At 71.7% G+C, this 17026-nt stretch carries 11 protein-coding genes; 2 read left to right on the forward strand and 9 right to left on the reverse strand.

Annotated features, from left to right (window positions below):
• From MYF83_RS26170 to MYF83_RS26200, 7 genes are all read right to left on the reverse strand, one after another.
• Nucleotides 1-332: SRPBCC family protein (locus MYF83_RS26170; protein ID WP_248963364.1), on the reverse strand; the 332-nt coding region annotated here is incomplete at its 3' end.
• 242 nt (nucleotides 333-574) lie between these two features.
• Nucleotides 575-1570, reverse strand: a complete 996-nt coding sequence (locus MYF83_RS26175; RefSeq protein ID WP_248963365.1) for a LacI family DNA-binding transcriptional regulator — start codon at nucleotides 1568-1570, stop codon at nucleotides 575-577.
• A 23-nt stretch (nucleotides 1571-1593) separates the two neighbouring features.
• Complete coding sequence (locus tag MYF83_RS26180; RefSeq protein ID WP_248963366.1) at nucleotides 1594-2583, reverse strand: LacI family DNA-binding transcriptional regulator; 990 nt, start codon at nucleotides 2581-2583, stop codon at nucleotides 1594-1596.
• Complete coding sequence (locus MYF83_RS26185; RefSeq protein WP_248963367.1) at nucleotides 2580-4016, reverse strand: GH1 family beta-glucosidase; 1437 nt, start codon at nucleotides 4014-4016, stop codon at nucleotides 2580-2582. The genes MYF83_RS26180 and MYF83_RS26185 overlap by 4 nt, the downstream gene beginning before the upstream one ends.
• Before the next feature lie 2 nt (nucleotides 4017-4018).
• Nucleotides 4019-4846, reverse strand: coding sequence for a carbohydrate ABC transporter permease (locus tag MYF83_RS26190; protein ID WP_248963463.1), 828 nt, complete (start codon nucleotides 4844-4846; stop codon nucleotides 4019-4021).
• The gene (locus MYF83_RS26195) at nucleotides 4846-5820 is read right to left on the reverse strand and encodes a carbohydrate ABC transporter permease (RefSeq protein WP_248963368.1); all 975 of its coding nucleotides are present in this window, start codon (nucleotides 5818-5820) and stop codon (nucleotides 4846-4848) included. Before MYF83_RS26195 ends, MYF83_RS26190 begins: the two co-directional genes overlap by 1 nt.
• A 171-nt stretch (nucleotides 5821-5991) precedes the next feature.
• Complete coding sequence (locus tag MYF83_RS26200; RefSeq protein WP_248963369.1) at nucleotides 5992-7299, reverse strand: ABC transporter substrate-binding protein; 1308 nt, start codon at nucleotides 7297-7299, stop codon at nucleotides 5992-5994.
• A 360-nt stretch (nucleotides 7300-7659) separates the two neighbouring features.
• On the opposite strand from MYF83_RS26200, the gene MYF83_RS26205 reads away from it, so the two are divergent.
• Nucleotides 7660-9822 carry a discoidin domain-containing protein gene (locus tag MYF83_RS26205; protein ID WP_248963370.1) on the forward strand — a complete coding sequence of 721 codons (2163 nt, stop codon included), beginning with the start codon at nucleotides 7660-7662 and terminating at the stop codon, nucleotides 9820-9822.
• A gap of 134 nt (nucleotides 9823-9956) precedes the next feature.
• Here the strand turns inward: MYF83_RS26205 and MYF83_RS26210 are convergent, their stop codons facing one another.
• Together MYF83_RS26210 and MYF83_RS26215 are read right to left on the reverse strand one after the other, a co-directional pair.
• Nucleotides 9957-13589: a serine protease gene (locus tag MYF83_RS26210; protein WP_248963371.1), complete on the reverse strand. Its 3633-nt coding sequence runs from the start codon at nucleotides 13587-13589 to the stop codon at nucleotides 9957-9959.
• The gene (locus MYF83_RS26215) at nucleotides 13586-13921 is read right to left on the reverse strand and encodes a CU044_2847 family protein (protein ID WP_248963372.1); all 336 of its coding nucleotides are present in this window, start codon (nucleotides 13919-13921) and stop codon (nucleotides 13586-13588) included. The genes MYF83_RS26210 and MYF83_RS26215 overlap by 4 nt, the downstream gene beginning before the upstream one ends.
• A 554-nt stretch (nucleotides 13922-14475) precedes the next feature.
• Between MYF83_RS26215 and MYF83_RS26220 the strand changes: the two genes are divergently transcribed.
• A complete protein-coding gene (locus MYF83_RS26220; RefSeq protein ID WP_248963373.1) occupies nucleotides 14476-16992 on the forward strand; it encodes a glycoside hydrolase family 3 C-terminal domain-containing protein in 2517 nt (838 codons plus the stop codon).
• Nucleotides 16993-17026 lie beyond the last annotated feature (34 nt).

The following is a 17026-nucleotide window of genomic DNA, read 5'->3' on the forward strand; positions in this document are numbered from 1 at the left end:
CATCCATCACCCAAAACCCCGCTCTGCACCAGCCGCAGCACCGTGCCACCCTGACCACGCCCCTCGACGAGGAACTCCAGCGCCATGTAGGCGCCCTCCTCCCCCTCCGCACCACGGAAGGCGAACCGCCGCAGCGGCTCCCAGCCCGTCACCCTCGCCTCCACCGGAAAGTCACCGAAGAACTGCACCGCCTTGCCGCCCACACGCGGCTCGACCTCGTTACGCCCCAGGAACCAGGAGGTCAACCCCGGCCCGGTCGCCACCGCCTCCCACACCCGCTCCACACTCGCCCGAAGCTCGATCTCCTTGCGCAGCTCGAACCGATGCGCCATCTCACAACTCCTCGATCGTGGTATCCGATGTCATGGGCCTCGGCCGGTCTCGCCGACCGTTCCTCCGGCCATGGCTCTACGTTCTCACCGAACACTTTTATTGTCAAGACTATTGGAGTTGTCGGATCGCGGGCATGCGTCATGGCCGGGCCCCTGATGCGGAGGACCGGCCATGAACGTGCTTCATCCCTGTTCGGCGGGGGTGCCGGGCGGCCGGCCGCCGGCGTGGCGGCCGGCTGGGGTCACGCCGACTCGCGCACGACCAGCTCGGTGGGCAGGACCACCGGTTCGGCCTCGCCGCCTTCGAGCAGGCGGAGCAGCAGCCGCACCATGGCCGCCGCCTGCTCGCGGAAGGGATGGCGGACCGTCGTCAGCGGCGGCTCGGTGTAGCGGGCGGCCTCGATGTCGTCGAACCCCACCACCGCCACGTCGTCGGGCACCCTGCGGCCCGCCTGCCGCAGCGCCTGGAGGGCCCCGATCGCCATCAGGTCGTTGGCGACGAAGACGGCGTCCAGCCCGGGATCGTCCTCCAGGAGCTGGCGCATCGCGATCGCACCGGACTCCCGGGTGAAGTCGCCGATCGCGACGATCGAGCGACGGTCCGAGCCGTGCAGGACCGCGCGGTACCCGGCCAGCCGGTCCTGGCCACCGATCATGTCCGGCGGCCCCGCGATCGTGGCGATGCGCCGCCGCCCCCGCTCCAGCAGATGGCGCACGGCCATCTCCGCGCCGCCCACGTTGTCGTTGTCGACGTAGGGCAGGTTGACGTTGACGGCGGGCCGGCCGTAGGACACCGCCGGCACGCGCATGCGCATGATCGCGGCCGGCAGCGGGTCGGCGCCGTGCATCGAGATCAGCATGACCCCGTCGACGTGCCCGCCCGTCAGGTAGCGCTCCACCCGGGCGTGGCTGGTCGGGGTGCCGGCGAGCATCAGCAGCACCTGCTTGTCGGCGGTCTCCAGCTCCGCGCTCGCCGACCGGATGACGGTGGAGAACATCGGGTCGTCGGAGAACACCCTGGTGGGCGGCTCCGACACCACCAGGGCGATCGAGTCGGTCCGCTGGGTGACCAGGCTGCGCGCCGCGAGGTTCGGGACGTACCCCATCTCCTCGATCGCGCGCATCACCGCGTCACGCAGTTCCGCGGTGACCGTCGATCCCCCGTTGACCACCCGGGAGACCGTGGCGCGGGAGACCCCCGCCCGTGCCGCCACGGCCTCGAGAGTTGGTCGTCTCATTCCAGTGACCTCCACGATGATGTTTACGCCGACTCCCTGATCACCAGCTCGTTGGGCAAGATGACCGGATCGCCGGATGCGCCGTCGAACAGGCTCAGCAACAGTGTGGTGGCCGCCGCCGCCTGATCCCCCATAGGACTGCGAACGGTCGTCAGGGTGGGCGCGGTGTACAGGGCCGCCTCGATGTCGTCGAACCCCACCACCGCCACGTCGTCGGGCACTCGGCGGCCCGCCTCGCGCAGCGCGCGCAGGGCGCCGATGGCCATGAGGTCGTTGGCGGCGAACACGGCGTCCAAAGCGGGGTCGTCCTCCAGAAGCTGCCGCATGCCCTCGACGCCGGAGGCGCGGGTGAAGTCTCCGAGGGCGACGATCGAGCGGCGCCCGTGGTCGCTCACGGTCTCGCGGTAGCCGGCCAGCCGGTCCTGCGAGCAGTTCATGTCCAGCGGTCCGGTGATCGTCGCGACCCGCCGCCGCCCCTGTGCCAGCAGGTGCCGCACGGCCAGCGCGGCGCCGCCCACGTTGTCGTTCTCCACGTACGGTACCCCCGCGGCGGACCTGCCGAAGGACACCGTGGGGACGCCCATCCGCGCCAGCGCCCCCGGAAGCGGGTCGGGGCCGTGCATCGACACGAGCATGACGCCCGCCACATGCCCGGCCGCCACGAACTGCTCCGCCCGCACCCGGCTCTCGGGCGACCCCGCCAGCATGAGCGTGACCTGCTTGCCCGCCGCCTCCAGCGTGCGGCTCACCGTGCGGACCACCGTGGAGAACATGGGGTCGTCCGAGACCAGACCACGCGGCGGATCGGACACGATCACCGCCACCGCGTCGGTGCGCTGGGTCGCGAGGCTCCTGGCCGCGCCGTTCGGCACGTACCCGAGCTCCCGCACGGCCCTGATCACCAGGTTCCGGATCTCCGGCGTGACCGACGCCTCCCCGTTGACCACCCGGGACACGCTCGACTTCGACACCCCCGCCCGGGCGGCCACCGCCTCCAAGGTGGGTCGTCTCATGCCAGTCCATTCTCCTCGATGACGCCGCGATACCACATCGCGGAGTCCTTGAGGAGCCGCCGCTGGGTGGCGAAGTCGACGTGGACGATACCGAATCTGCGGTGGTAGCCCTCGGCCCATTCGAAATTGTCCAGCAGCGACCAGACGAGGTAGCCGCGCAGGTCGGCGCCCCCCTCGACGGCCGCGTGCGCCGCCCGCAGGTGGGATTCGAGGTAGGCGGTGCGGTCGGCGTCGTGCACCCGTCCCCCCGGCTCGGCCTCGGTCACGACGTCCTCGAAGGCCGCGCCGTTCTCGGTCACCATCAGGCCCACCTCGGGGTAGTCCTGGGACAGCCGCAGGAGCAGGCGCGACAGCCCGGCCGGGACGATCGGCCAGCCCATGGCGGTCTTCGGAACCTCCAGCCTGGGGAAGGCGATGCCTTCGCTGCCGGGCCACGCCGAGTCGGCGGGCTCTCCGGGGCTCGACCGCACGACGCAGGGGTTGTAGTAGTTGACGCCGATGAGGTCGGTCGGCTGGTTGATGGCCCGCAGGTCGTCGTCGTGTATGTGGCCGAGGCCGGCGTGCCGCTCCACGATCTCCAGCACCTCGGCAGGGTACTCCCCGCGCAGGACCGGGTCGAGTATCTGCCGGTTGAGCAGGCAGTCCACGCGGTGCACGGCCTCGGCGTCGGCCTGCGACACCTCGGCGGCGGGGTCTTGCACCTGCTCGGGGGTCATCACGGGCGAGGAGTTGATGACCAGCATGATCTCCTGCGCGCCGGCCGCGCGCAGCGCCTGCGTGGCGAGCCCGTGGGCGAGGACGAAGTGGTGCGACGCCAGCAGCGCCGACCGCGCGTCGGTGCGGCCGGGCGCGTGCACGCCGGAGCCGTACCCGAGGAAGGCCTGGACCCACGGCTCGTTCAGCGTCGTCCAGTTGCGCACGCGGTCGCCCAGCCGGCCGTGCACGACCTCGGCGTACTCGGCCAGCCGGTAGGCGGTGTCCCTTGAGGTCCAGCCGCCACGGTCCTCGAGCGTCTGGGGCAGGTCCCAGTGGTACAGGGTCACGTACGGCGTGATGCCGGCGTCGCCCAGCTCGTCCACGAGCCGGTCGTAGAAGTCCAGGCCCCTGGTGTTGACCGGCCCGCTGCCGTCCGGCTGCACGCGCGGCCAGGAGATGGAGAACCGGTAGGCGCCGAGGCCGAGGCCGGCCATGAGCCGGACGTCCTCGGCGTAGCGGTGGTAGTGGTCGCAGGCCACGTCGCCGGTGTGCCCGGAGGCCACCTTGCCGGGCGTGCGGGAGAAGGTGTCCCAGACCGAAGGGCCGCGGCCGCCGTCCCTGACCGCCCCCTCGATCTGGTACGACGCCGTCGCGGCGCCCCAGATGAAGCCTTCAGGGAAGACCGCCCGCCCCTCCGTCAGATATGAAGGCAGGGTCCCCCGAGTGGTGACGGTCATGGTCATCCCTTCACTGCTCCTTGCATGATTCCTCCGATGACCTGCTTGCCGAGCAGGGCGAACACGATGACCAGCGGCAGCGTGCCGAGCGCGGTGCCGGTCAGGCTGAGCGCGTAGTCGCTGACGTAGCCGGCGGCCAGCGTGGACAGCGCCACCTGCACGGTCGGGTTCTCCGGGGTCAGGACGACCAGCGGCCAGAAGTAGTCGTTCCATGCGGACATGAACGTCAGCATGCCGAGCACGGCCGCCGCCGGGCGCGCCACCGGGATCACCACGTGCCAGAACAGTCCCCAGGTGCTGCAGCCGTCGACCCGGCCCGCCTCCAGCAGCTCGGTCGGCAGCGCCCGCGACAGGTACTGCGTCATGAAGAAGACGCCGAAGGCGTTGGTGAGCGCGGGCACGATCAGCGCGTACATGCTTCCGGTCCACTCGAGCTTCACCATCAGCAGGTACAGCGGGATGATGCCGAGCTGCGTCGGCACCATCATGGTCGCCACGGTGAGCAGCAGCAGGGCCTTGCTCCCGCGGAAGCGCAGCTTGGCGAAGGCGAACCCGGCCAGGGTGGAGAAGAGCATCACCGAGATGGCGATCGAGCCGGCGACCAGCACGGAGTTCAGCAGAGCCAGGGCGAACGGCACGGTGTCGAAGACGCGGGTGATGTTGGCGACCAGGTTGCCGCCGGGCAGCAGCGGGGGCGGCACCTCGGCCAGCGCGGAGTTGTCGCGGGAGGCCACCACGACGCTGTAGTAGAGCGGGAGCGCCGAGAAGAACGCCACCGCCATGAGGGTGAGGTAGGTGAGGGTGCGGGCCGTGCCCGCCGTGCGCGGCATCACGTCAGGTTCCCTCTCGTCCGGCGGGTCAGCAGGTAGTTGACGGCCGCGATGACGACGATGAAGAGGAACATCATCCAGGACACGGCCGAGGCGTAGCCGAAGTCGAGCTTGACGAAGTTCTCGTAGATGAACAGCGACAGCGTCTGGTACTGCCGGTCGGGGCCGCCTGTGGGGCTGTAGGTGCCGAACAGCAGCGGCTCGGCGAGGATCTGCATGGCGCCGATCGTGGAGGTGATGACCACGAAGATGATGGTCGGCCGGATCACCGGCACGGTGATCTTGCGGAGCTGGGTCATGCCGCCGGCTCCGTCGATGGTGGCGGCCTCGTACAGCTCGCGCGGCACGGCCTGCATCGCGGCCAGGAAGATGAGCGCGTTGTAGCCCGTCCACCGCCACATGATCATGACGGAGATGGCGACGTGGGAGGTGGCGGTGCCGGCGTTCCAGTCGATGACGCCGACGCCGAACCACGACAGCACCCAGTTGATCAGCCCGTAGTCGCGGCCGAAGAGCTGGCTGAAGATGACGACGACGGCGACCACGCTGGTCACGTTCGGCAGCAGCAGCGTGACGCGGAACAGCGTCTGCGTCCGCAGCGGGCGGTTCAGCAGGTGGGCCAGCCAGATGGCCAGCAGCAACTGCGGCACGGTGGAGAGCACGCCGATGGACAGCGTGTTGAAGGTGGCGTTCCAGAAGTAGTCGTCGCCGAGCAGCGTGACGAAGTTGTCCAGGCCGACGAACTCGTGGACGTCCGACAGCAGGGTCCACTCGTGCAGGCTGACCCAGGCGGTGTACGCGAGCGGGAACAGCCCGAACGCGCAGAACAGCAGGAAGAACGGCGCGACGTAGGCGTACGGGGAGACCTTGACGTCCAGCCGGTGGACCAGGTGACGCCGGTACGCCCGGGGACGATGCCGCACGGGCGGCAGGGATGGTGTCGCCGCCAGGTTGTCGGGGGCGCGGGTGGCCATGGCAGCTCCTTTCGGCAGGCCATCGGGCCGGCGGATCGGGCCCGGCGTCGGGGACCGGCGCGTCCCGACGGTGAGAGGGCGCGTCCCGCCGCCGGAGCGGGCACGTCTAGCATGGGATCTCGCAGGTGCGTGGCCGGCCCGCTGGTCCCGGGCCGGCCACCGCCACGCGGGTTACTTGATCCTTTCGAGGTCCTTCAGGGCCTGGGCCCAGGACTCCTCCGGCGACTGTTTGCCCTGCTCGACACGCTGGAGCGCGTTGCCGAACGCCGTGAGGACGTCGCCCGCCTTCGGCCCGACGTGCTGCGGCTTGAGCGCCTTGGCCGCATCGGTGAAGATCTTGCCGGTGGGGGCGTCGCTGAAGAACTCGTTCTTGAACCCGGTGATCGTCGGGTCGTCGTAGAGAGCGGGGATCGAGGGGAGGGCGCCCGCGTCTGTGAACAGCTTGAGCTGCGCGTCCTTGTTGGTCAGCAGGTCGATCAGCTCGGCGGCCTCCTTGGGGTGCTTACCCTGCTTGGGCGCCATGAGGTGGGTGCCGCCCTGGTTGCCGCCGCCACCGCCGGGCACCGCCGCCACGTCCCACTTGCCGGCCGTGGTCGGAGCGGCGTCCTTGATGCTGCCGGTCTTCCAGGACGGGCAGATGATGGTGGCGAACGAGCCCTTGGTCAGGCCGGTGTTCCACGGCGGGCTGAACGCGGCCAGCTTCGCCGACTCGTCGGCCAGGACCATCTGGGCTGACAGGTCGAACGCCTTCTTCACATCGGCGTTGGTGCCGGCGACGAGGTTGTTCTGCTCGTCGTAGAACCCGACGGGGGCCTGGTCGACGATGGCGCGGAAGTTCTCACCGGGGCCGTCGAACCACTTGGCCCCCGGCACCTTGGCGGCGACGAACTTCTTGCCGGCCTCCATGTAGGCCTCCCAGGTGGGCCAGAGCTTGGACACCTCCTCGCGGTCGGTGGGCAGTCCGGCCTTCTTGAACAGGTCGGTGCGGTAGCACATGGCCAGGCCGCCGACGTCGGTGCCGAGGCCGAGCAGTTTGGAGCCGTCGGGCGACAGGCCCTGCTTCCACTTCCAGTCGAGGTAGTCGCCCTGCCGCTTGCCCAGGCCGTAGTCGTTGAGGTTGTACCACTTGTCGGCGAGCGGGGTGAACGTGGCGATGTACCCCGCCTCGACGGCCTCGACGTCGGCAGCTCCCGCCCCCGTGGCCAGCTGCGTGGTGAGGTTCTTGTGGTGGTCGTTGAACTGCGCCCGGCGCTCGACGATCTCGACGTTCGGGTGCGTCTTCTTGAACTCCTCGTACAGTGGCGCGAAGTGGAAGTCGCTGAACAGTGCGACGGTCAGCTTGATCTTCTCGGCCGGCTGCGCGGCACCCGACGAGGCGCCCGCGCCGCCGTTGCCACCGCCGCTGCCGCAGGCGGTGACGGCGACGGCGAGCACCGCGGCGAGCAGAGGCGTGGCCATGCCGGGGCGAAGCTTGCCCATAGACCCTCCTGGGGGGCTATTAATGATCTTGGAGGGAGCGCTCCCTGAGAAGGGTCACGCGGCGTCCGCCCTCGTGTCAACGGGTTCGCGTGTAACGATCGCCGTGACCTGCACAGCGGGGCCGGGGACGTGCGAGGGAGCGCTCTCTGAGCCTCTTCACCATTTGCCCAGGTAATACCGCCGGAATCGTCGTCCGGAGAGCCATCAGAGAGCGCTCTCGCCTCTCGGGCAAGGGTGGGGGCCAGATGTCCGGCAGGTTTCCAGCAGGTTGATCGGGCCCTTGACAGCCCCTTACACCAGAGCGCACGCTCGGTTCTCCGGGAGCGCTCCCCGAACCCCCCCAGCTTCCGAGGAGACGCCGTGAGTCCTTCCTGCGGCCCGAGCCGCCACCGCTTGGGCCTGCTCGTCGCCACCGCGATCGTCGTGATCGCCTCCTGCCTCACCTTCGTTCCCGCCGTGGCGGCCGACTCCCTGCTGTCGCAGGGCAAGCCGGCCACCGCCTCCTCATCGGAGAGCGCCGCCTTCGGCGCCGCCCTGGCCGTCGACGGCGACCCCGGCACCCGGTGGTCCAGCGGGTTCAGCGACCCCCAGTGGATCCAGGTGGACCTCGGCGCGAGCGCCGCCGTCAGCCGCGTGGTGCTCACCTGGGAGGCCGCCTACGCCAGTGCGTTCCAGATCCAGGTCTCCCCCGACGCGGCGAACTGGACCTCCGTCTACTCCACCACCACCGGCACCGGCGGCACCCAGGACCTCACGGTGAACGGCACCGGGCGCTACGTCCGCATGTACGGCACCCAGCGGGCCACCGCCTACGGCTACTCGCTGTTCGAGTTCCAGGTCTACGGCTCGACGGGAAGCGCCCCCGGCTGCGGCGGCAACGCCGCGCAGGGACGCCCGGCCACCGCCTCCTCCACCGAGAGCATCGCCTTCCCGGCGTCCGGCGCGGTCGACGGCGACCCCGGCACCCGGTGGGCGAGCGCGTTCAGCGACCCGCAGTGGCTGCAGGTCGACCTCGGCTCGAGCACGCAGATCTGCGGCGTCACCCTCACTTGGGAGGCGGCCTACGGCAGGGCCTTCCAGATCCAGGTCTCCCCCGACGCGGCGAACTGGACCCCCGTCTACTCGACCACCACCGGCACCGGCGGCACCCAGGACCTCACGGTGAACGGCACCGGGCGCTACGTCCGCATGTACGGCACCCAGCGGGCCACCGCCTACGGCTACTCGCTGTTCGAACTGGCCGTGCGCACCGGCTCGGGATCCAGCCCGACCCCGACGCCGACCGTCACCCCGACCGACCCGGGCGGCGACAAGCTGCTGTCGTACGGCAGGACCGGCGTCGCCTCCAGCAGCCAGGACGACGCGAACTGCGGAGGCTGCGGCCCGGCCAAGGCGTTCGACCGCGACCCGGCGACCCGGTGGGCGACCAGCGCGACCACCGGCTGGGTCGATCCCGGCTGGATCTACGTCGACCTCGGCGCCACCGCGCAGGTGCACAAGGTCGTGCTCCAGTGGGACCCCGCCTACGCCACGGCGTACCAGATCCAGGTCTCCCCCGACGCGGCGAACTGGACCTCCATCTACTCCACCACCACCGGCACCGGTTTCAAGCAGACCCTCACGGTGAACGGCACCGGGCGCTACGTCCGCATGTACGGCACCCAACGGGCCACCGCCTACGGCTACTCGCTGTGGGAGTTCCAGGTCTACGGCACCGGCGGCGCCCCCATCACCCCGCCGCCGCTCCCGCCCGACCCGCGCGACCCCCCGCAGCTGGTGTGGAGCGACGAGTTCAACGGCACGGCGGGCACCAAGCCGGACGCGGCCAAGTGGCGGCCCGAGGTCGGCCCCGGCGTCAACAACGAGCTGCAGTTCTACACCAACAACGACAACGCCTCGATGGACGGCGCCGGCAACCTGGTGATGGAGGCCCGTAAGCAGGCCACCCCCGGCTCCTCGTGCCCGACCGACCCGCTGACCGGCAGCGGCACCTGCCAGTACACCTCCTCGCGGATCAACACCTACGGGAAGTTCAGCTTCACCTATGGCCGCGTGGAGGCCAGGATCAAGGTGTCCGGCACCAAGGGCCTGTGGCCGGCGTTCTGGATGCTGGGCGCCGACTTCTTCGACCAGGGCAGGCCCTGGCCCTACGTCGGCGAGATCGACATCATGGAGCACCTGGGCCGCGAACCGCAGACCGTCTACTCGACCATCCACGCGCCGGCCTACTTCGGCGGCGGCGGGTTCGGTTCGCCGTACTCCATCTCCGGCGACTTCGCGAGCGGCTTCCACGTCTTCGCGGTCGACTGGAACAGCCAGGGCATGAAGTTCACGGTAGACGGCAACACCATCCACACGGTGGACCGGGCGACGCTGGAGGCGACGCGCGGGCCGTGGGTGTTCGACCATCCGTTCTTCGTCATCCTGAACAACGCCGTGGGCGGCGACTGGCCCGGCCCACCGGACGCCACCACCGTCTTCCCGCAGAGGATGCTCGTCGACTACGTCCGCGTCTACCAGTGATCCGTCCGCTCTGCCGCCCCACCGTGTGAGCGGCACCGGGGTTCCGTCACGGCGGAGCCCCGGTCACCGCTCGGGCGCGAAGGCCGGTGCCCCCACCCATGGGGCACCGGCCTTCGCCGTGCCCGGCCGGCCGCTCACAGGCCCGCGATGACCCGCTTGACCTTGTTGCGCTCGGACTCGCTCAGGCCCTGCCGTTCGAGGTACTCCCGCAGGTCCCGGACCAGATTCGTCGTCTCCAACGCGCCCCGCAACCGGTCCAGCGGCCGGATGGCCTTCACCGCGCCGGCGCGTTCCTCGGGGGTCAGCCACTTGTCGGCGGCGATCGAGGCGAGCAGCCGCACACCGCTCGCCTTGTCCACCTCGGCGAGGGATCTGGCCGCCGCGACCGCGGTGCCGGCGTCGGAGTGCTGGGAGGCCAGCTTCACCAGCGCCCGCGACCCGCGCTCGGCGTCCACGGTCACGAGCCCCTGGGCGGCCTTCAGCTGGTGACCGCTGGAGAGCGTCCGCGCGTCGGCGAGCTTGGCGAGCAGCCGCGCGCCGGCGTCCCGGTCGGCCTTGGCCACCGCCACGGCGGAGTCCACGCGGTAGCGGTCCGGGCATCTGCGGTCCAGGGCCAGCTCGGTCAGGACACCGACGCCCGCCACCGGGTCGATCTCGGTAATGACGACGCCCAGCTGGTAGCGGTCCCTGCCGCCGAGCCCCGGCTCCGCGGCGGCGGCGGACAGGAGGGCGACAGCGCGGCCGGTGTCGATGACCGCGAGCTCGCGGGCGGCCTCCCCCCGGTGCCGCGTCTCCAGCCCGGACGCGGCGACCAGCGACTCCAGCAGGGCCGCCGCCTCGCCGGCGTCGATCGCCCCGGCCAGGCGGGCGGCGGCCAGCCTGACCTCCGGGACGCCGTCCTCCTCGCGGACCAGCGCCGCCAGCGCGGCGAGTCCCCGGGCGGCGGCCGGCTCGGCGAGCAGGCCGGCGGCCCTCAGCCGGATCGGCGCGGGAGCGACCCGGTCCCGGGCGAGGGCTTCCAGCGCGCGCACGGCGACGGACCCGTCCTCGCGCACGAGCTGCTCGGCGGCGGCCATGCGCGTCCGCGCCTCCGCCTTGGCGTCCTGCGCGATGGCGGCCAGGGCCGCGCATCCGCCGTCGAGATCGACGTTGATCAGGAGCTGGGCGGCGGTCAGCCGGTGAGCCGCCAGGGCGGTGCCGTCCCTGGCGAGATAGTCGAGGGTGTCCATGCCGTAGGCGGAGTGGTACTTCAGCAGGTCGCGAGCCGCGTCGAGCCTGCGGCCGCTGTCGCCTCCCGAGTTGCGGCCGATGCGCCGCAGGGCGTCCACGCCACGGTCGTGGTCGTGCTGCAGCAGTGTGTGCGCCGCCATGAGGTCCTCGTACGCGAGCGTCTCATCGTCGATCAGTGCGCCCAGCGCCCGGACGCCGCGTCCCTCGTCGAGGTCGAGCAGGGTGCGCGCCGCGTCATGCCGATGGAATCCGTTCATCCTCGTATCGGTCACCACCTGTTCGAGCGCCGACACGCAGCACGCCACGTCCAGCTCGGCCAGCGAGCGGGCCACCCCCACCCAGTGATCTCCGGCGGTCGGCGGGGCGAGCACCATGTCGCGGAACGCGGCGGTGGCCCTCTTGTGGATCTCCTCCGGGAGGCGCACGCCCTGCCGTGCCAGCTCGGCGACGAACTCGGCGTTCACCACCCGGCTCCCCGGGCGCAGCAGCCGGGCCAGCGGGCGTCCGAGATTCACCGCGTTCCCGGCCCAGATCGCGGCGAGGAAGAGCTTGACCTCCAGGTCCGGCCAGGGCCAGCGGTCCTGGGGCGCGAGGAGCCCGGCGCGGCCGAACCGGCGGGGACGCGGGTGCCTTCCGGCGAGGAAGCGCGCCGTGAGGTACTCCTGGATCGTGTGGTGAATGAAGGCGAAGTCCCCCGACCCCCTCTCCACGACCAGCCCGCTCTGCCGGAGCGCCTCCGCCACGATGGCCTGCCACCGTTCCGGGGTCATCCCGGAGGGGGGCGCGAGGACGGAGGCGACCTGCGGATCGGGCGAGGGCAGCGAGTACTGCCGGCGATGCCCGAGCTCCGACAGGACCAGGAGCAGGTTGTCCAGCAGGAGGTCGGCCGCGCGTTCGGCGTCCTGCCCGTAGGGGCGTGCCTGCTCGCGCAGCTGCGCCCGGATGTCCACCGCCTCCCTGGCCTTGGTGAGCAGGCGCTGGACGAACCTCTCGTACAGCTCCGCGCGGCTGAGGGGCAGCCGCTCGCGGGGGTCGGCGGCGAACACGACGCACAGCATCGTGGCGAGCAGCGGGATGCGCGCGAGCTGGCGGATGCCGCTGCGCCGGAGCTGCTCGACGAAGGCGGCGGAGGTCTCCTCGGGGCGGGGCATGCCGAGGGCCTCGAACCATCCGGTGGCGAACGTGCCGAGCTGCTCATCGGTGAACGGCTCGATGACGAACGACGGGCTGTCCTCGGCGGCCAGCCTGTTGAGGGAGTGCGCGGGCAGCGGCCGGCTCGCGACCACGAAGCGCGTGTGGGGTGAGGTCCTGCGCAGTCGCGCGATGCGGCGGAGGGTGGTCTCGCGGTCCTCCAGGTTCATGACCTCGTCGGCGCCGTCCACGAGCACGAGCCAGCGCACGCCGGGTAGCGGTTCCTGGGCGAACAGCTCGGCGAGCCCGCCGCGGCCCAGGCTGATCCCGAGGTGCTCGGTCACCCCGGCGGCGAGCGCCTCGGGCAGCGACGTGCGCCGGACCAGGGCCGAGATGTGCACCAGGACGGGCACGAACTCGGCCTCCTGCCCGCCGAGCCAGCCGGTGGCCGCGACGTCGGTGATGTGGCGCAGCAGGCTGGACTTCCCCGCGCCGGGCCCGCCGATGATCTGCGCGCCCTGGTGCAGCCGCACGATGTCGTCCGCCTGGACGGTCTCCTGCTGGACGACGGTCTGGCCGTCCTCCGGTCGCTCCTCGGGCACCGGCGAGGCCTGCTGCTTGAGGTACACCTTGTGCAGGGGCGGTGCGCTGACGCCGGTCAGCGAGTACGGGTGTTCCCTGGCGGCGTCGCGCGCCGCCTCCAGGTAGTCGCGTAACGGCTCGGTGAGATGGCGGCGGCCCGCCGCGCGGAGCTGGTCGCCGGAGAGCAGGTCGAACCACGCGCGGTTGGCCGTGCCGGACCGCTGCGCCGGGCCGATCTCCGGGTAGGACTCAAGGACGGCGCCCGCCGGAGTGAGCCGGATGACCGGCGTGTCGTGCTCGACCAGCCCGTCCATCCGCACGACGCCGCAGATCGAGCCGGTCCGCCAGTTGAGGGCGGGGGCTCCGCTGTGCCCGGGGCTCGCCCTGCCGCCGGCGACCCGCAGCAGGCGGGTGCCGCCGGAGCGTACCGAGACCCCCTCGCAGAAGGCGCGCACCGGTTCGCCCTCACGGTACCGTCCGCGGGGGTATCCGTAGATCCACAGCTCGTCGCCGGGCTCGGCCGCGTCGCTCAGCGACACGAAGGGGTGGTCGAGGTCCCGGGGCGTCCGGAGCAGCGCGAGGTCCGGCCCTCCCCCCGCCTCCGGACGTACCCGGCCCGGCATGACCTCCAGATCGAGCATGCGCTCGCCCCACACCGCCTCGACGGCGGCCGGGAGCGGCCGGTCGGCGGGGGCGAGGACATGGGCGCAGGTCAGGACCAGCCCTGGAGCGATGAAGAAGCCGGTCCCCTCCTGGCCCCGGCGGCCGAGGGCGAGGGTGGAGGCGCAGAAGGCTTCGCGCAGGCGGGAACGGTCCCCTGTCATTCCCGCGAATGGTCCCATTCCATGGTGACCTTCAAAGAGGAGGTCGCGCTGCCCTTCCCGATGACCGCGACGACCTTTCCGGTTTCGACGGCGATCTCGCAGCCGAACTCGACGGTGTACTTCGTGGCTCCGCTCTTGGCGAGAGTGGATTGCAATTGGCCGGCGAAAGTGCCGAGCGCACTGGTCACGTCGTCGACGGCGCCGGTGATGGCGGCCATCGACTCGCCGGACATTCCCGACAATTCTCGCTCTTCATCGTCGTATGCCGCCGGACCCAGCTCTCTGGCCTCGACATACAGCACCGCGTCGCCGGACGTTTCCAGGCGGACCAATCTCATATCCACACCTTCACCGGTATTGAGCAAAGAACATCGATAAGCGGCACCACAAGACTAGGCGGGCACCACGGCGACCGGCAGTCGTTCGGCCACCGAGATCGCCGGCGCGGCCGTTCCCTTCTTTGACGCGCCGAGCCCCCGGCCGGACGGCCGGGGGCTCGGATGGATCACCGATGACGGGCCGAGGTGGGCACCTCTGAGGCTTCCTGCTTCACCGGCATCTGCCACCGCGAGCAGTGGTCTTACGTCGCCTCCACAGGCGTTCAGCGTCTCCGCCTCCCGCCGCATCTCAGCGGCAGGTTTCCGTCCAGCGACGACGATACGTCTTCCTTCGGCCGGCACATTGCGTGCGGGAGAGCGCTCTCCAACCGGAGAGTGCACCTGTGAATCGGGCGATGTCAAGGCTCGCCGGGGACCGGAGTGAAACCTCCAGATGAAACACCGGCAGAGGGCGTCCGGGCGCCGCCCGCCCCATTGACATCCCCTTCCGGGACGGTGACTCTAGGCGCATACTGGAGAGCGCTCTCCAACCGCTGAGAGGAAACAGGGTGACCGACGACGCCTTCGATGACGTGGTGCAGAAGCTCGATCTCGAGCAGAAGGTACGGCTGCTCACCGGAGCGACCGCGTGGCGCACCCATGCCGAGCCCGACATCGGCCTGCGTTCGATCGTGACCTCCGATGGGCCGATCGGTGTGCGCGGCCAGGGGTGGGACGAGCGGAGCACTTCCCTCACGTTGCCCTCGCCCACCGCGCTCGCCGCGAGCTGGGACGAGCGCCTTGTGGAGCGGCTCGGCGCGCTGCTGGCCGCCGAGGCACGGCGCAAGGGCGTCGACGTGCTGCTCGCGCCGACCATCAACCTGCACCGCTCGCCGCTCGGCGGCAGGCACTTCGAGTGCTACTCCGAGGACCCGCTGCTCACCGCGCGGATCGGCGTGGCCTGCGTGCGGGGCGTGCAGTCGGGCGGCGTCGCCGCCACGGCCAAGCACTACGTGGCCAACGACTCCGAGACCGAGCGGCTCACGCTCGACGCGCGGGTCGGCGAGCGGACGCTGCGCGAGCTGTATCTGGTGCCGTTCGAGGCCGCCGTCGAGGCCGGCGTGTGGGTCGTCATGGCCGCCTACAACGGGGTCAACGGCGCCACCATGACCGAGAACCCCCTGCTCGCCGAACCGCTGAAGGGCGAGTGGGGCTTCGACGGCCTGGTCGTGTCCGACTGGGGGGCGGTGCGCTCCACGGTCGCGGCCGGACGGGCCGCGCAGGACCTGGCCATGCCGGGCCCCGACGGGCCGTGGGGCGAGGCCCTGGTCGCCGCCGTGCGGGCCGGCGAGGTGCCGGAGGAGGCCGTCGACGAGAAGGTCCGCCGCCTCCTGCGCCTGGCCTCCCGCGTCGGCGCGCTATCGCCGGACGCCCCCTCCCCCGCCCGAGCGCCGTCCGCCCCCTTGGCCCCGGCCGCGGTGGACCCGGCCGCGGCGAAGACGGAGGCGGCAGGGGCGAGGACCGAGGACTTCGACGGCCCGGAGGCCCGGGCGCTGCTGCGCGAGGCGGTCGTCGCGAGCACGGTGCTGCTCCGCAACGAGCGTTCGGCCCTTCCCCTGGCCCCCGAGCGCCTGCGAACGGTGGCGGTGATCGGCCCGAACGCCGCCGAGCCGCGCATCCAGGGCGGGGGCAGCGCGGGCGTCTACCCGGTGCGCGCCGTCTCGCCGCTGGAGGGCGTCCGCGACGCCCTCGCCGGCCGGGCCGAGGTGGTGCACGCCGCCGGCGTGCGCATCAGCGACCGCCCCACCCCGCTCGACCTCGGCAACGCCCGCGACCCGAGGACCGGCGAGCCCGGCGTGCTGGTACGGCTGCTGTCCGCCGGCGGCGAGGAGCTGCACGCCGAGCACCGGCTCACCGGGCGCATCCTCGAACCCGCGCTGGTGGAGTCCTCGGCCACCGTCGAGATCCGCGCACTGCTGTGCCCGCCGGCCGGCGGCCGGTGGACCCTGGCGGTCGCCGGATGGGGCCACGTCAGCCTGGAGGCGGACGGCACGACGGTCATCAACGAAGAGGTCGAGCGCGACACCGACGACCCCGCGACGGTGCACCTCACCCCGCCCTACCGGCACGCGACCCTGGACCTCGCCGCGGGCCGGGAGGTGGAGCTGGTCGCCCGCCGGCGCCTGGACCCCGGCAGCGGGCTCGCCTCGGTACTGGCCGCCGATCCGCCGCGCCGCGCCGCCGGCGAGGAGCTGGCCGCCGCGGTCGAGCTGGCGCGGGCCGCCGACGTCGCGATCGTGGTGGTCGGCACCACCGAGGAGGTCGAGAGCGAGGGCTACGACCGCACGGACCTTCGCCTCCCCGGCGACCAGGACGAGCTGGTCCGGGCGGTCGCGGCGGTCAATCCGGCCACCGTGGTGGTGGTCAACGCGGGCGGCCCGGTCGACATGCCGTGGCGCGAGCAGGTGCCGGCGGTGCTGCTGAGCTGGTTCCCCGGGCAGGAGTACGGGCACGGGCTGGCGGACGTGCTGTTCGGCGCGGCCGAACCCGGCGGGCGGCTGCCCACCACCTGGGCCGGGCGCGCGCTGATCGGCACCACGCCGGTGGACGGCGTCCTCGCCTACACCGAGGGCCCGCACATCGGCCACCGCGCGTGGCTGCGGGAGCCGTCCGGAGCCGGCGCGGGAGCCGCGTATTGGTTCGGCCACGGGCTCGGCTACACGACCTGGTCCTATGAGAGCGTTCTCGCCCCCGAGCGGGCCGAGCCCGGCGGCCCGTTCACGGTGCGGGTGCGGCTGCGCAACACCGGCGACCGGGCGGGCGGCGAGGTCGTGCAGGTCTACCTGGCCCGGCCGAGCAGTGCCGTGGAGCGGCCGGTGCGCTGGCTCGCCGGTTTCGCGCGGGTGGAGGCCGAGCCCGGGCAGAGCGTCGAGGCCGTGGTGGAGGTGGCGGCGCGCGCGTTCCAGCACTGGTCCGCCGAGCGCCACGCCTGGACGGCCGAGCCCGGCGCGTACACCGTGCTGGCAGGACGTTCAGCCGCCGATCTACCATTGACCGCGACGACGTCGGTGGCGGCGTCCGGCTGATCCACCGGCGATGGAGAGGCGTTGGAGAGCGCTC

Source organism: Sphaerisporangium perillae, assembly GCF_023276435.1.
In the GTDB taxonomy this organism is placed as follows: Bacteria; Actinomycetota; Actinomycetes; order Streptosporangiales; family Streptosporangiaceae; genus Sphaerisporangium; species Sphaerisporangium perillae.

Excerpts from the sequence above, each read along its gene's own strand:
- MYF83_RS26190 (WP_248963463.1), bottom strand. The coding sequence starts at position 4,846 with ATGCCGCGCACGGCGGGCACGGCCCGCACCCTCACCTACCTCACCCTC.
- MYF83_RS26185 (WP_248963367.1), bottom strand. The coding sequence starts at position 4,016 with ATGACCGTCACCACTCGGGGGACCCTGCCTTCATATCTGACGGAGGGG.
- MYF83_RS26200 (WP_248963369.1), bottom strand. The coding sequence starts at position 7,299 with ATGGGCAAGCTTCGCCCCGGCATGGCCACGCCTCTGCTCGCCGCGGTG.
- MYF83_RS26195 (WP_248963368.1), bottom strand. The coding sequence starts at position 5,820 with ATGGCCACCCGCGCCCCCGACAACCTGGCGGCGACACCATCCCTGCCG.
- MYF83_RS26180 (WP_248963366.1), bottom strand. The coding sequence starts at position 2,583 with ATGAGACGACCCACCTTGGAGGCGGTGGCCGCCCGGGCGGGGGTGTCG.
- MYF83_RS26175 (WP_248963365.1), bottom strand. The coding sequence starts at position 1,570 with ATGAGACGACCAACTCTCGAGGCCGTGGCGGCACGGGCGGGGGTCTCC.
- MYF83_RS26210 (WP_248963371.1), bottom strand. The coding sequence starts at position 13,589 with ATGACAGGGGACCGTTCCCGCCTGCGCGAAGCCTTCTGCGCCTCCACC.